The sequence below is a fragment of the Ellagibacter isourolithinifaciens genome (assembly GCF_008831035.1).
GTDB classification, from domain to species: Bacteria; Actinomycetota; Coriobacteriia; order Coriobacteriales; family Eggerthellaceae; genus Ellagibacter; species Ellagibacter isourolithinifaciens.
This window is the reverse complement of record NZ_WAJR01000007.1, coordinates 40,766-54,282: the sequence shown is the minus strand read 5'-3', so window position 1 is coordinate 54,282 and position 13,517 is coordinate 40,766. Positions and strand designations below refer to the sequence as shown.

The window sequence follows — 13,517 nt, the reverse complement described above, 5'->3', positions numbered from 1 at the left end:
GATTCAAGTCGTGAATTCGAATGATAGCGCTTCGCGCGAGACGTTAGCCCTCTTCGCCCAATCTTTGCAGAAAATCCCTGTCAGCGGGTGAAAGCTCCACGTCGGCAAGCAAGTCGGGGCGCAGGCGGGCAGTACGCAGCAAGCTCTGCTCGCGGCGCCATTTCGCCACCTTCCCGTGGTCTCCCGAGAGAAGCACGTCGGGAACCCGCATTCCGCGGAACTCAGCGGGGCGCGTGTACTGGGGATACTCCAAAAGGCCGTCGGAGAAGCTTTCGGTGATCGCCCCGTCCTCGGCACCGAGCACGCCGGGGAGCTTGCGGACCACGGCGTCGATCACGACCATCGAGGCGAGCTCGCCGCTCGTGAGCACGTAGTCCCCAAGCGATATGACGCGATCCGCCAGCGTATAGGCGCGCTCGTCGATGCCTTCGTAGTGCCCGCAAATAAACAGGAGGCGCTCCTCTTTGGCAAGATCGAGCGCGATTTCGTCGCAGAAGCGCTCGCCCTGCGGCGCAAGGAAGATGGTGCAGGGTTTTAAGCAGTCCGACTGCGGCGCGGCGGGCGGATCGGGTGGCGCCCAGTCGCTCGGCAGTCCTGCTCGCGCGGAAGTGCCAGAGGGCACTTCCGGCTCGTGCGGAACTCGCTTTGTGGACGCCGCCCAATCCGCCCGTTCCGGGCAGGAACCGAAATCGCGCTCCTCTCCGCTTGAGCAAATCTCGTCATACGCCTCGAAGAGCGGCTCGCATTTCATGACGAGGCCCGCACCTCCGCCATAGGGGTCATCATCGGTCGTACGATGGCGGTCATGCGTCCAGTCGCGCAGGTCATACGCGTGAAAGTCGAGAATCCCCTTCTCTTGGGCGATGCGCATCATCGACGAGTTCATCACCGAGTCGTACATGCCCGGAAACGTTGACAGGGTCTCGATGATCATCCGATGTCCTCCTACAATCTACTTATCGTGTTTTGACTGCTTCTATCGAACCATTCAGAATGCGATGCAGTTACTGGCGAGGCAGGTATGTCGACATATGTCCTGGGGCGCTTATCGCGACCCCGCCAAGGAGTCTGACAGCCTGCCCCATTCGGGGCGGTTCGCGGATTAGCTGGATGGCGGGGCCTTTGTTTGGCCACCCCGTGTCTCTTTCAGGAGGTTGCGAGCCCGTTTGGAGTGCAGGAGCCTGCCATGTGCGAAGGAGGCAGGTCCATGATCTACGCTGGAATAGACATAGCCAAATCGAGCCACGTCATCGGTGCGGTGGACGAGCGCGGCAAGGATGCCGCCAAGCCCATGCAGTTCGCAAACTCCGCTGAAGGATTCGGCAAGTGCGCAGCCTACCTCGAAGGGCTGGGCGCACCTGCGGAGGAGATGCTCGTCGGCATGGAAGCCACCGGCCACTACTGGCTGCCGCTGTTCAGCTTCCTGCACGCCCAAGGCTACGACGTCGTCGTCATCAATCCCATACGAACCGATGCGATGCGCCGCTTCAAGGGAAGCTCTCGGGTCAAAACCGACCTCGTCGACTGCATCCTCATAGCCGACACCTTGCGCCTTGGCGAGTTTCGCCCCAGCAAGCTCGGAGACGAGTCGATGGTAGAGCTGCGCCAGCTCACACGGCTTCACCAGGGTCTCAAGGAGAGCGTCGCCGACCTCAAGCGCCAGGTGATAGTGGCGCTGGACCAGGTATTTCCCGAGTACGATTCCATCTTTTCCGACACCTTCGGGGAGAGCTCCAAGGCGTTCCTGAGGAAGTGCCCGACCCCTGAGGAGTGCCGAGGCGTCCGCGTGGACGCCCTCGGCAACACGCTCTCGCGCGCGAGTCGCGGCAAGCTCGGACGGGAGAAGGCCGAGGAGATCAAGGGCATCGCCAAGGAATCGTGCGGCATCGACAGAGGGACGCGAACCCTCTCCTTCCAGATCAAACTGCTCGTGGAGCAGATAGACTTCATCGAGGGGCAGATCGAGGAGGTGGAGGCCAGGATCGAAGAAGGGATCGAGACGACCGAGCCGCTCATCCTCACCATCCCGGGCATCGGACATATCCTCGGCGCGCAGATCGCGTCCGAGATAGGCGACATCCATCGTTTCCGGAACGCATCCGCCGTCGTCAGCTATGCGGGCATCAACCCCTCCGTCAGCCAATCGGGAAAGTTCTCCTCAAGCGAGAATCACATCACGAAGCAGGGCTCGCCCTACCTTCGACGCGCCCTCTATCTGGCAGCGACCGCGCAGCTCAGGCTCAGCACGCCTTTTCGGGATTACTACGATAAGAAGAGAGCAGACGGGAAATCCCATCGGGAGGCCCTCATAGCCGTGGCGAGAAAGCTCGTGCATGTCATATACGCCGTGCTGTCCAAGCAGGAGCCTTATCGCCCTGATGCGGTGAATGCGAATCCGGTATCGCGTTCTGAATGATTCGATATAAAGCTGTCAAGGTACAAAAACTTACATTGCAAAACTGTCTAGCAAAATGCGTCTACGGGTCTTGACTACTCATAGCTGGTCTCCTTGAAGTGAAAAATGGGCGCCCAGGACAGACCCTGAACGCCCATCTCGCGGGATTGCGTTGCTACAAGCTCAAAAGGCCCGCCGGCACATCGACGTCGATGCGCTCGCGTTCCTCGTCGATTCCCACCAAAAACTCGTCCACGAGCGGAATGAGCAGAGGCGATTGCCCGTCTGCACGATCCACGACGAGAAGGCTCTGCCCAGGATTGTCATCCACACGCAGAAGCGTCCCCAGAAGGCCCGCCTGCGCATCATGGACTTCCCACCCGGACACGCCATCGGAATGCGCTGCCGCGATGGCCTGCGCAAGTTCGGGAAGCTCCTCGCGACGCACGAGCACGTGGCATCCGCACAGCGCCTTCGCCGTGTCGATGTCGTCCACGCCTTCGAACCACACGACGGCGAAGGTATCGTCCTGCGGGCGGATTTCCTCAACTATCGCGCGACGAGGCATATCGAGCACGGGCGGCACGAACGCCACCTCCATGCCCTCCTCGAGCAAAAAAGGAAGGCCCGACGCGCTTCGCACGACGAGCCCCCCATCTAGATTCTTCGCAGTCGCCAACCAGGCAACATCAGCCCAGGTGCGCACTATTCAACAAGCTCCACATCAACGGGAATGTCGGCACGGGAAGCCGCCGCGCGTGCAAGCGTGCGGATAGCCTTGATGACGCGACCTTGACGGCCAATAATCTTGCCAGCGTCCTCTTCGTTCACGCGAATCTCCACGAGAATCGAGCCCTCTTCGGTTTCGCTTCCCTGGATATCGAGATCTTCCTCGTTGTCGACGAGGGGGCGAACAATCGCGTCAACCAAGCCGACGAGATCTTCCGTCTGCTCGGACATGTCTTCTACGCTTCCTTGCGAGCGGTTTCGAGAAGACGAGCGACCGTATCGGTCGGCTGTGCGCCGTTGGCGATCCACTTGTCAACCTTCTCGAGGTCGAACTTGATCATGGAAGGATCGACGCACGGATTGTAGCGGCCGACCTCTTCGATGAACTTGCCGTCACGCGGAGCGCGAGCATCGGCAACGACGATACGATAGTACGGACGCTTCTTAGCGCCGTGACGAGCCAGGCGAATTTTGACTGCCATGAAGTTGAACTCCTTTTAACCTTACATCTTTCGATTTCCGCGAAGCTTCAACTTCGGGAAAAACAGCGATTGCTAATATTACTCAGAATTGAAGGAAATGGCAAGCGAGAACGCATGATGCCCACACAAACGGACGAAAGAGGCCTATGCAAGGCTCGCACCAAGCTCGCGAGCCTTCTCAAGACCGGGGTTTCCAGCGATGGCGCCCTTCTCGAAAACGGCGTTCACAACGACCTCGCCGATGCTATCCTGATGCGTGTATGCGTTCGAGCGCTTATAGGTGTCGAGCAACGAGTCCGCCGCCGTGATGTCCTTGTCCTCGAGGCAGAGCAACAGGCCGACACGCGGGATGTTGAACGACTTCGCGATGCCGCAGAACATGCGGTCCTGGAAGGCTTTCAGCTGCGCGGGGTATGTGAAGCAGTAGAGCGGCGTGGCGTACACGAGCACGTCCGCCCAGTGAAGGTCGGGATAGAACTGCTGCATGTCGTCTTGCTGAACGCATGCACCTTCATGAGAGAAGCAGTAGTTGCACCCAAGGCAGCCCGCAATCTTCGCGCGCCCGGCGTCGATGCGCCGCACCTCGCAGCCCGCCGACTTCGCTCCCTCGATGAACGCCTCGGCGAGCGTGTCGGAGTTGCCGCCGACGCGCGGGCTTCCCGTCACTACCAGCACCTTGCAAGACATAACCGTCCCCTCTCTCGTGATGCGCCCGGCAGCAGGCCTCTCTTCCTGCCGCCCGGGCACGAACCTGCACTTCCCCGCTTCTCATGCGGCGAGTTCCTTCAGGTGGCTCTTACCAAGCTTGCGCGCTCCCCGCACGCCTTCGCGGCGGTTGAGCTCTTTGATTGCAAGCTCGAGCAGCGTGGCGCCACCCCTGCTCGATTACTTGTCGCCCTGTTCGAGCATCGCCTGCACCTTCTTGATGTCGGCCATGCTCATGCCGCCCGGCATACCTGGGATACGGCGGCGACGCTTGCCCTTCTTGCCCTTCTTGCCGGAAAGCTCATCGACCGAGGGCATCATCTTCTTCATCATCTTCTTGGTCTCGTTGAACTGCTTCATGAGCTGGTTCACCTCGGTGACCGACACGCCGGCGCCCGCGGCGATGCGCGCGCGGCGGCTGCCGTTCAGAAGGTCGGGCTTCTCGCGCTCGGCCTTCGTCATGGAGTTGATGATGACCTCCATGTGATCGAGCGCGCCCTCATCGACCTGCCCCGATCCAAGTGCCTTGTCACCGCCGGGGAGCGCACTCACGAGCTTGCGCACGCCGCCCATCTTGCGGATTTGGCGATTCATGTCGACGAAGTCGTTCAGCGTGAGCTGCGATTTCGCGAGGCGCTTCGCCGTTTCGGCCTCTTCGGCCTCCTGCTGGACGCGCACGGCGCTCTCGATGAGGCTCACCATATCACCCATGCCGAGGATGCGCTTGGCAATGCGGTCGGGATGGAATTCCTCGAGCGAATCAGGCTTTTCACCTGCGCTGATGAACTTGATGGGCTTTCCTGTGACCTGCTTGATGGAAAGCGCGCCGCCGCCACGGGCGTCGCCGTCCATCTTCGACATGATGACGCCGTCGAAGTCGACGCGCTCGGCAAACGCGGCCGCCACGTTCACGACGTCCTGGCCGGTCATCGCGTCGACAACCATAAGGATCTGGTCGGGCTTGACGGCGCGCTTGATGGCCTCGGCTTCCTCCATCATCTCGTCATCGACGTGCAAGCGGCCCGCCGTGTCGACGATGACGACGTCGCGCAGATGGTCGATGGCGTCCTGCACGCCTTCCTTCGCGATGGCGACCGGGTCCTTCCCGTCGCCGCGATAGACGCGCACCCCCATCTCGTCGCCGAGCGTCTGGAGCTGATCGGCGGCAGCAGGGCGGTACACGTCGCACGCGACGAGCAGTGGCGAGTGCTTTTCCTGCTTCAAACGGTACGCGAGCTTGGCTGCGGCAGTCGTCTTGCCCGAGCCCTGCAGGCCGACGAGCATGATGACGTTGGGAATGCGGCTCGAGAGGACGAGCTTCGAGTCGGTGCGACCCAAAAGCTCGGTGAGCTCGTCGAGCACGATCTTCACGACGTTTTGCGCCGGAGTAAGCGACTCGAGCACCTCGGCGGTGAGGCAGCGCTCCTTAGTGCGAGCACAGAACTGCTTCACGACTTTGAAGTTGACGTCAGCCTCGAGCAGCGCCAGGCGGATCTCGCGCATGGCAGAGTTGATATCTTCCTCGGTCAGGCGGCCTTTTCCGCGCAGGCCCGAGAATATGCCCTGCAATCGCTCGGAAAGACTTTCAAGCATGAATCCTCCAGTGTGGAATCGAAAAGTGCACAGTGCTTGGGATTATACGCCAGGTGGGGCGCATGACGGAAAAGTCCTCGGGTAGCACGCGAAGACTGCACCGAAAACGTGGAATCGGGCGGCGAGCTCGCGGGTCTTAAGCGAATGAGACAGGAGTCAGCATGATAGGAAGAGGTCGGGTGATTTCCCTCTCGCCAAGCGGGGCTCACCTAGGGGCGGGACAGGAGTTGAGCAATTTACCTCACCCTCAACCCTTCCAAAAAGTGCACTGAACCACGGCCCCACCAACTCGCCCCAACGAAAAAGGGCGCCAACCTCAATGAGAAGTCGACGCCCTGAACAGGCAGTTTTTCGGCGAGAAAGCGAAGTCCGCCTTATTCCCTTTCCTCACGATGCTCTTGCGTGCGCGGAGCGCGGGAGCGCACCTGGTTGTGCGGCTCGCGGGCAACTTGGCCCTGCGGAGCGGAGCCCTGCTGCGGGCGAGAACGGCGACGTGGGGCCGACCCACCGTTGCGGTTCTGACCCATCGGCGTGGCGCAGTACGGGCACACGGTCCATGCAGGCTCGAGCGCATGATGACAGCTCGGGCAGAGGTTCTTCAGGCGCGTGTGGCAGTTCGGACACAGCACGTAGTCGGACTCGACAGGATAGCCGCAGTTCGCACACTCGCCGTACTTCATGAGCTCGCGCTGCTTCAGGGCAACCTCGAGTTCCTGTTCGTCGCGATCGATCTGCAACAGGGGCGGACGAAGCAGGCAGTACGCGATGACGCCGACAAGCGGCACGAGCGCGACGATGCCCCAAACGTACCAATGCGTCCCGCGCATGTAGGCGTCGCGGATGACCCACACGATAGAAAGAACATAAAGCACCACAAGCAGCACGATGAAGACCGTGAACGCTGTCATCAGTTCCGGCGTAATGAGCTGCGACATCAATTCGGACATGGATTCCTCGTTTCAAGTTCGCGCCGTTTTAAGGCGCTACGAACAACTAGCGAATGATTATAGCAAATGCGGCGGCACCGAAAAGCGCAGAGCCGAAGTCGCCCATGGAGTTGCCAGGTCTCCATTAAGATTCGACCTTGTACCACCATGGGCGTCGCTTGTACATTGACCTTGCGCTAGCCCAACTCGGCGAGCTGTTCCTCGACGCGCGCGAGCTTATCGCGCAGCTCGGCAAGCTTCGCCGTGTCCTTCTCCACGATTTCAGGCGCTGCCTTCGCGAGGAAGCCTGGGTTGGAAAGCTTCTTGGCGAACTTGGCCTCGTCCTTCTGAAGCGTTGCGCGTTCCTTGGTGAGGCGTGCGCGCTCGGCCTCGAAGTCGATAAGGCCGGTGAGCACGCAATACACCTCGCACCCGTGCGCGACGACGCAGGCGCTCTCGGCGGGCTTGTGCGCATCGGACGGAACGATCGAGAGCTCGGACGCGCGTGCCATCGAGATGATCTGACTCTTTAGACCCTCGAGGACGCGGGCATTCTCAAACCCAGCGCGCAAAACCACGGGAAGCTCTTGCTTGGGCGAGATGCCGTAACGCGCACGTGTCGAGCGGACGGCGCTCACCACATCGCACAGAAGGCTCACCGCACGCTCGGACTCCTCGTCGACAAGCGACGCGAGGCTTTCGGGCTCGGGCCACTTCGCCATCATGAGCGCGGGCGCCTCCCCTTCTGCATGCGGAACGTTTTCCCAGATAGCTTCCGTGACGAACGGCATCGCGGGATGCAGGAGGCGAAGCGCGTTGTCAAGCACGTACACGAGGTTGCGCTGCGTCTGCAGGCGGGCATCGCCCTCTTCGCGCAGGCTCGCCTTGTTAAACTCGATGTACCAGTCGCAGAACTCGTTCCAGAAGAAGGCGTGCAGCTCGCGCGCCATCTCGCCGAACTGGTAGGTTTCGATGTCCTTCGTGACCTCGGCGGAAAGCTTCGCCAGACGGCTGAAGATCCACGCGTCGGCCTGCGAGACCGCGCGCGGCTCGCCGGGCGTGAAGCCGTCCAGGTTGCCCAAGACGAAACGACTCGCGTTCCAAATCTTCGTTACGAAGGCGCGTGCCGACTCCGTGCGCGGGCTGCCGAGAAGCTCGTGGGTCTTCTTGTCGATATCGGCGTCAAAGCGCACGTCCTGGTTGTTGGTCACGAGCGTGAGCAGGTTGAAGCGCATCGCGTCGGCACCGTACATGGAGATGAGGTCCATCGGGTCGACGCCGTTGCCCTTCGACTTGGACATGCGCGTGCCGTCCTTCGCGAGGATGGTCGCGTAGATGACCACGTCCTTGAACGGGATTTCCTTAAGAAAGTACGTCGACGACATGATCATGCGCGCCACCCACAGCGCGATGATGTCGCGCGCGGTGACGAGCGCGGTCGTCGGATGGTGCCCTTCCAGGCGCTCGGGATGCTCGGGCCAACCCTGCGTGGCGAACGTCCACAGCTGGCTCGAGAACCAGGTGTCGAGCACGTCCTCTTCCTGCGCGACATGGTGGCTGCCGCACTTCGGGCACACGTCGGTGTCCTCCGTAAGCGCGTCTTCCCAACCGCAGTCCTCGCAATGGAACACGGGGATGCGATGGCCCCACCACAGCTGGCGCGAGATGCACCAGTCCTTGAGGTTCTCCATCCAGGTGAGATACGTCTGCGTCCAGCGCGAGGGGTGGAAGGTGACCTTGCCGGAGGTGACCGCCTCGGTCGCCGGTCCCTTCAGCTTGTCGACAGCGACGAACCACTGCTCGGACAGCCACGGCTCGAGCGTCGAGTCGCAGCGATAGCAGTGCATGACGGAATGATGATGGTCGTCCACATGGTCGAGCAGGCCGTGCTCCTCGAACCAGGCGACGACCGCTTGGCGGCACTCGTCGCGGCCCATGCCCGAGAACGCGCCGTAGCCTTCGACCACGTGCGCCGTCTCGTCGAAGATGTTGACCTTCTCAAGGCCGTGACGCTCGCCCATGCCATAGTCGTTGGGGTCATGGGCGGGGGTTACCTTCACAAAGCCCGTGCCGAAGCCCGCATCGACGTAGAAGTCGGAGAAGATGGGAATCTCGCGGTCGACGATGGGAAGGCGAACCTTCGCACCGACGAACTTGTCCTTGTCGTGGTCCTTCGGAGAGACCGCCACGCCGGTGTCGCCGAGCATCGTCTCGGGGCGCGTGGTGGCAACCACGACGTATTCCTGCCCATCGACAGGCTCGACGAGCGGGTAGCGCAGGTACCACAGATGGCCGTCTTCTTCCTTGTACTCCGCCTCGTCGTCGGCGATGGCCGTCGTGCAATGCGGGCACCAGTTCACGATGCGCTTGCCGCGGTAAATCAGCCCGTCATGGTACCAGTCGCAAAAGACCTTGCGCACCGCGGTGGCGTAGTCGGCATCCATGGTGAAGTGAGGGTCGGAGAAGTCTATCGAGCAGCCCATGCGCTTGATCTGCTCGACGATGTGCCCGCCGTACTCGTGCGTCCAGTCCCAGCAGGCGTCGACGAACTTCTCGCGGCCGATCTCGCGGCGGGAGATTCCCTCGGACGCGAGCTTTTTGTCCACCTTCGTCTGCGTGGCGATGCCCGCATGGTCGGTGCCCAAGATCCAGCGGGTGGAGATGCCGCGCATGCGGTTCATGCGGATGATGGTGTCCTGGATGGTGTCGTCGAGCGCGTGGCCCATATGAAGCTTGCCGGTCACGTTCGGCGGCGGAATCGTCACCGTGCAATCGCCCACGCCGGGGTTGCGGCGATAGTAGTCGCCAGCGAGCCATTTATCGAGCATGCGCTGCTCGACGGCTTCTGCGTCGTAATTCTTCGGCATGTTTTCCATTGGATGCAAGCTCCTTCGATGAAACGTAAGCGGACAGGCGCCGAAACGCCGAGAGGGGCGCCCGCAAAAGGCGCCCCGGGAAAGTGCGGCTTAGGAAGCGGGAACGATCTCGGGGACCGTTTCCCCCGTGATGTCGCTCGCGCGCACGACGACGTGCGTGGCGACTTTGTGCTCGGGCAGGTCGTACATGACGTCCTGCAGCACGCGTTCGCAGATCGAGCGCAGGCCGCGAGCGCCCGTGCCGTGCTCCTGCGCCTCGTGGGCGATGGCGCGCAGGGCGTCCTTTTCGAACTCGAGCGTGGAATCTTCGAACTCGAACATCTTCGTGTACTGCTTCACGAGCGCGTTCTTCGGCTCGGTGAGGATGCGAACAAGGTCGTCCTCGGACAGCTCGTTGAGCGCCGTGATCACAGGGATGCGGCCGACGAACTCGGGGATCATGCCGAACTTGTTCAGGTCCTCGGGAAGCACCTGCGCCAGAAGCTCAGCCTCGGCGTGCTTCTTGCTCTCGGGCAGCTCGGAGGAGAAGCCCAGACCGCTCTTTCCGACGCGCTGGCCGATGATGTCTGCCAGGCCGACGAACGCACCGCCCAGGATGAACAGGATGTTCGTCGTGTCGATGTGGATGAGTTCCTGCTGGGGGTGCTTGCGCCCGCCCTGCGGCGGCACGGAGGCCTCGGTGCCCTCGACGATTTTCAAAAGCGCCTGCTGCACGCCCTCGCCCGACACGTCGCGCGTGATGGAGAGGTTTTCAGCCTTGCGGGCAATCTTGTCGATCTCGTCGATGTAGATGATGCCGATTTCCGCGCGCGGGATATCGAAGTCGGCAGCGGTGATCAGCTTGAGCAGGATGTTCTCGACGTCCTCGCCGACATAACCCGCCTCGGTGAGCGTCGTCGCATCGGCGATCGCGAACGGGACGCGCAGCGTGCGCGCAAGCGTCTGGGCGAGCAGCGTCTTGCCGGAACCCGTGGGGCCCAAAAGCATGATGTTGCTCTTCGCGAGCTCGACGTCGCCTTCCTGCGCCTCCGATTCCATGCTGATGCGCTTGTAGTGGTTATAGACGGCGACGGAGAGGGCGCGCTTCGCGTTTTCCTGGCCCACCACATGCTCGGAAAGCTCGGCGTAGAGCTCGTGGGGTGTGGGCAGGTTGCCCAGAATATCGACAGGGTTCGGGGTCGCATCCTCGATGTCGGCCTCGACGATTGCGCCGCGGTCCTGTGCGCGGCGGCAACCACGACGTCCGGCCGCCTCCTCGTCGGACATGCTGTCGAAGGCGGTCGAGAGGCCCAAGTCGCGCATCATCGCGTCGGCGCACACCGAGATGCACTCGTCGCAGATGTTGATGCCGTTCGGACCTGCGATCATCGCGGTCACCTGGTCGGATGACTTCCCGCAAAACGCGCAGTACACCGCGTCGTCGCCGCGATAGCCAAGGTCGCCTCTTCGTTCGTTTGTCATATGCGTTAGGTCGCTTCTCTTCTTAGGTTCTATTTGTCGGAGGAGCCGCGATGGCTCGTGATGATGTCGTCGACCAGGCCGTATGCCTTCGCTTCCTCAGCGGAAAGCCAGTTGTCGCGCTCGCAATCGACGTGCACCTGCTCCTGGGTCTTGCCGCAGTGCTTGGCGATGATGCCCTCCAAGCGGTCGCGCGTCTTCTTGATCTCGTCGGCCATGATCTGGATGTCGGTCTGCTGGGTGTGGCCGTCGCCGGTGCCGCCCATGGGCTGGTGAATCATGACCTGGGCGTTCGGCAGGATGAAGCGCTTACCCGCCGCGCCGCCAGTCAGAAGGGGCACACCCATGGATGCCGCCATGCCCAGGCAAATGGTGGACACGTCGCACTTCACGAACTGCATGGTGTCGTAGATGGCGAGGCCCGCAGACACGCTGCCACCCGGAGTGTTGATGTAGAGCGAGATATCCTTTTCGGGATCGGCGCTTTCGAGATGGAGCATCTGCGCGACGACGGAGTTCGCCACATGGTCATCGATGGGCTCGCCGAGGAAGATGATGCGGTCGTTTAAGAGACGAGAATAGATGTCGTAGCTGCGCTCACCGCGCGGGGATTGCTCGATGACGTAGGGGATCAGCGCCGAAGTGGCACGTTCGATGCTCATAAAAAGCCTCGCTTTCGAAAAGGACGCGGCCTCACGGGGCCGCGAAATTGCATTCTGCTTCACATGATGGAACAGCTTGCCGCTTCGCGCAAGGGGTCGCGAACACGCCGTTCACGATAAGCATAAAACGGGGCCGACGCAGATGCATCGACCCCGTTACGCGATCGGTTGAAGCTTGAGGGCGAGATGCTACGCCTCGGCGTCGGCAGCCTCTTCCTCTTTCTTGGCAGCCTTCTTGGAAGACTTCTTGGCAGCCTTCTTCTCTTCCTCAGCTTCCTCGGCGGGATCGTACTCGGTGACCTTGGCCTTCTCCATCACGTCAAGCACGGCGTGGGTGCGAAGCAGAGCCTCGCGGACCAGGTGGAGGCGACCGCCTTCGCGCCACTCCTTCAGGAGAGCCTTCGGGTCCTTGGCACCGGACTTCTCGAACTCTTCGAGAACTTCCTCGTCGGTAACCTTCAGCTCGAAATGCGCTGCCCACGCGTCGAGCGCCATGTCCTGCTTGGCGGTGTCGGCGGCCTGCTGCTTCACGTCGGCCTTGAACTGGTCGGCGGTGATGCCGTTCTGCTGGAGATACATGTCGAAGCTAGCGCCCTGGTTCTGCAGCTGGGAGAAGAAGTCCTGCAGCAGCTTGGCCTCGGTCTGCTCCTGCACGGCGGCAGGGACCTCGACGTCGAGACGCTTGGCAAGCTCGATGAGGCAGGCGTTTTCCTTCATGCGCGGAAGGACGTCTTCCTTCTGCTCCTTGATGCTGTCGGCAACGCGCTCGCGCAGGTCGGCGACGTCATCGAAGCCCAGCGTGTCCTTGACCCACTCGTCGGTGAGCTCGGGGAGCACCTGCTTTTTCACGGCGAGAACCTCGACCTCGAAATTCACCGTCTTGGTCTTGCCCTCGAGGGAGGCCATAAGAGTCGCGTCCTTCGCGTCCTCGACGTTGACGGAGAAGCTCGCGGTCTGACCCTTCTTCAGGCCGATGACCTGCTCGTCGAAGGCGGCCGGGAACATGCCGGAGCCCATGAGGCACATACGGGACTCGCTCGACAGCGTGCTCACGTCCTCGCCGTTCTCGTCGGTCGCGGCGATCTTGAGGTCGGCGTAGGAATCGGCCTTCACCTTGGTGTTGGCGTTGGCGTTCTCGAACTCATGATAGTAGTCGCGCAGCGCCTCGATCTGCTGGTCGATTTCAGCCTCGGACGCGCCTTCGGCCGGAAGCTTCACTTCGACCGGCTCGTAATCGGAGAGTTCGCAGGTCGGCTTGCACTCGACCTCGAAGGAGAACTCGTAGGGCTTGCCACCCTCGACGAGCACAGGCTCGCCGAACTCGGGCTCGCCGACGGGATACAGGTCGCAGCTGTCGATAGCGAGCGGATAGCAGCCGTTCACGATATCATCGGTGACGCTGGCAGGCACAGCCTCGGCGCCGAGCGCGTTGTCGATAATCGGACGGGGCGCCTTGCCCTTGCGGAATCCGGGGAAATTGTACTTATTCGCGAAGTCCTTGTAAGCCTTCTTGATGCGATTGTCGACTTCTTTGGCATCGACGGTGACGGTCACCTTGACCTTGTTGTCCTGCAATGCCTCTACTTTTGTTTCCACTAGCTTTCCTCCATCGTTCGCTTATCGCACGATTCGTGCAGCGCGCAATCGAATCTGGCCGAATCGGACAGCGCGGCCGTACATCGGCCCGAATG

12 protein-coding genes are annotated in these 13,517 nt (G+C 61.5%); 1 reads left to right on the top strand and 11 read right to left on the bottom strand.

From position 1 onward, the window contains the following. Positions 1–43 precede the first annotated feature (43 nt). The gene (trmD, locus tag F8C90_RS04400; RefSeq protein WP_158049240.1) at positions 44–934 is read right to left on the bottom strand and encodes a tRNA (guanosine(37)-N1)-methyltransferase TrmD; all 891 of its coding nucleotides are present in this window, start codon (positions 932–934) and stop codon (positions 44–46) included. A 273-nt stretch (positions 935–1,207) separates the two neighbouring features. On the opposite strand from trmD, the gene F8C90_RS04395 reads away from it, so the two are divergent. After that, on the top strand, positions 1,208–2,416 hold the full coding sequence (locus F8C90_RS04395; RefSeq protein WP_170264543.1) for an IS110 family RNA-guided transposase: 1,209 nt from the start codon (positions 1,208–1,210) through the stop codon (positions 2,414–2,416). 154 nt (positions 2,417–2,570) lie between these two features. On the opposite strand, the gene F8C90_RS04390 is transcribed toward F8C90_RS04395, so the two are convergent. From F8C90_RS04390 to tig, 10 genes are all read right to left on the bottom strand, one after another. Next, positions 2,571–3,101, bottom strand: coding sequence for a ribosome maturation factor RimM (locus F8C90_RS04390; protein WP_158049238.1), 531 nt, complete (start codon positions 3,099–3,101; stop codon positions 2,571–2,573). Further along, positions 3,101–3,355, bottom strand: a complete 255-nt coding sequence (locus F8C90_RS04385) for a KH domain-containing protein (protein ID WP_158049237.1) — start codon at positions 3,353–3,355, stop codon at positions 3,101–3,103. Before F8C90_RS04385 ends, F8C90_RS04390 begins: the two co-directional genes overlap by 1 nt. A gap of 5 nt (positions 3,356–3,360) precedes the next feature. Continuing rightward, the gene (rpsP, locus tag F8C90_RS04380; protein ID WP_158049236.1) at positions 3,361–3,606 is read right to left on the bottom strand and encodes a 30S ribosomal protein S16; all 246 of its coding nucleotides are present in this window, start codon (positions 3,604–3,606) and stop codon (positions 3,361–3,363) included. Positions 3,607–3,750: 144 nt separating this feature from the next. After that, positions 3,751–4,293, bottom strand: coding sequence for a flavodoxin family protein (locus F8C90_RS04375; RefSeq protein WP_158049235.1), 543 nt, complete (start codon positions 4,291–4,293; stop codon positions 3,751–3,753). A gap of 198 nt (positions 4,294–4,491) precedes the next feature. Then, a complete protein-coding gene (gene ffh, locus F8C90_RS04370; RefSeq protein WP_158049234.1) occupies positions 4,492–5,904 on the bottom strand; it encodes a signal recognition particle protein in 1,413 nt (470 codons plus the stop codon). A gap of 374 nt (positions 5,905–6,278) precedes the next feature. Next, the gene (locus tag F8C90_RS04365) at positions 6,279–6,851 is read right to left on the bottom strand and encodes a zinc ribbon domain-containing protein (protein WP_158049233.1); all 573 of its coding nucleotides are present in this window, start codon (positions 6,849–6,851) and stop codon (positions 6,279–6,281) included. A 176-nt stretch (positions 6,852–7,027) separates the two neighbouring features. Then, a complete protein-coding gene (locus F8C90_RS04360) occupies positions 7,028–9,706 on the bottom strand; it encodes a valine--tRNA ligase (RefSeq protein ID WP_158049232.1) in 2,679 nt (892 codons plus the stop codon). A 90-nt stretch (positions 9,707–9,796) separates the two neighbouring features. Beyond that, a complete protein-coding gene (clpX, locus tag F8C90_RS04355; RefSeq protein ID WP_158049231.1) occupies positions 9,797–11,167 on the bottom strand; it encodes an ATP-dependent Clp protease ATP-binding subunit ClpX in 1,371 nt (456 codons plus the stop codon). 29 nt (positions 11,168–11,196) lie between these two features. Continuing rightward, the gene (locus F8C90_RS04350) at positions 11,197–11,826 is read right to left on the bottom strand and encodes an ATP-dependent Clp protease proteolytic subunit (protein WP_158049230.1); all 630 of its coding nucleotides are present in this window, start codon (positions 11,824–11,826) and stop codon (positions 11,197–11,199) included. A gap of 189 nt (positions 11,827–12,015) precedes the next feature. Further along, a complete protein-coding gene (tig, locus tag F8C90_RS04345) occupies positions 12,016–13,422 on the bottom strand; it encodes a trigger factor (protein ID WP_158049229.1) in 1,407 nt (468 codons plus the stop codon). Between the last annotated feature and the right edge of the window lie 95 nt (positions 13,423–13,517).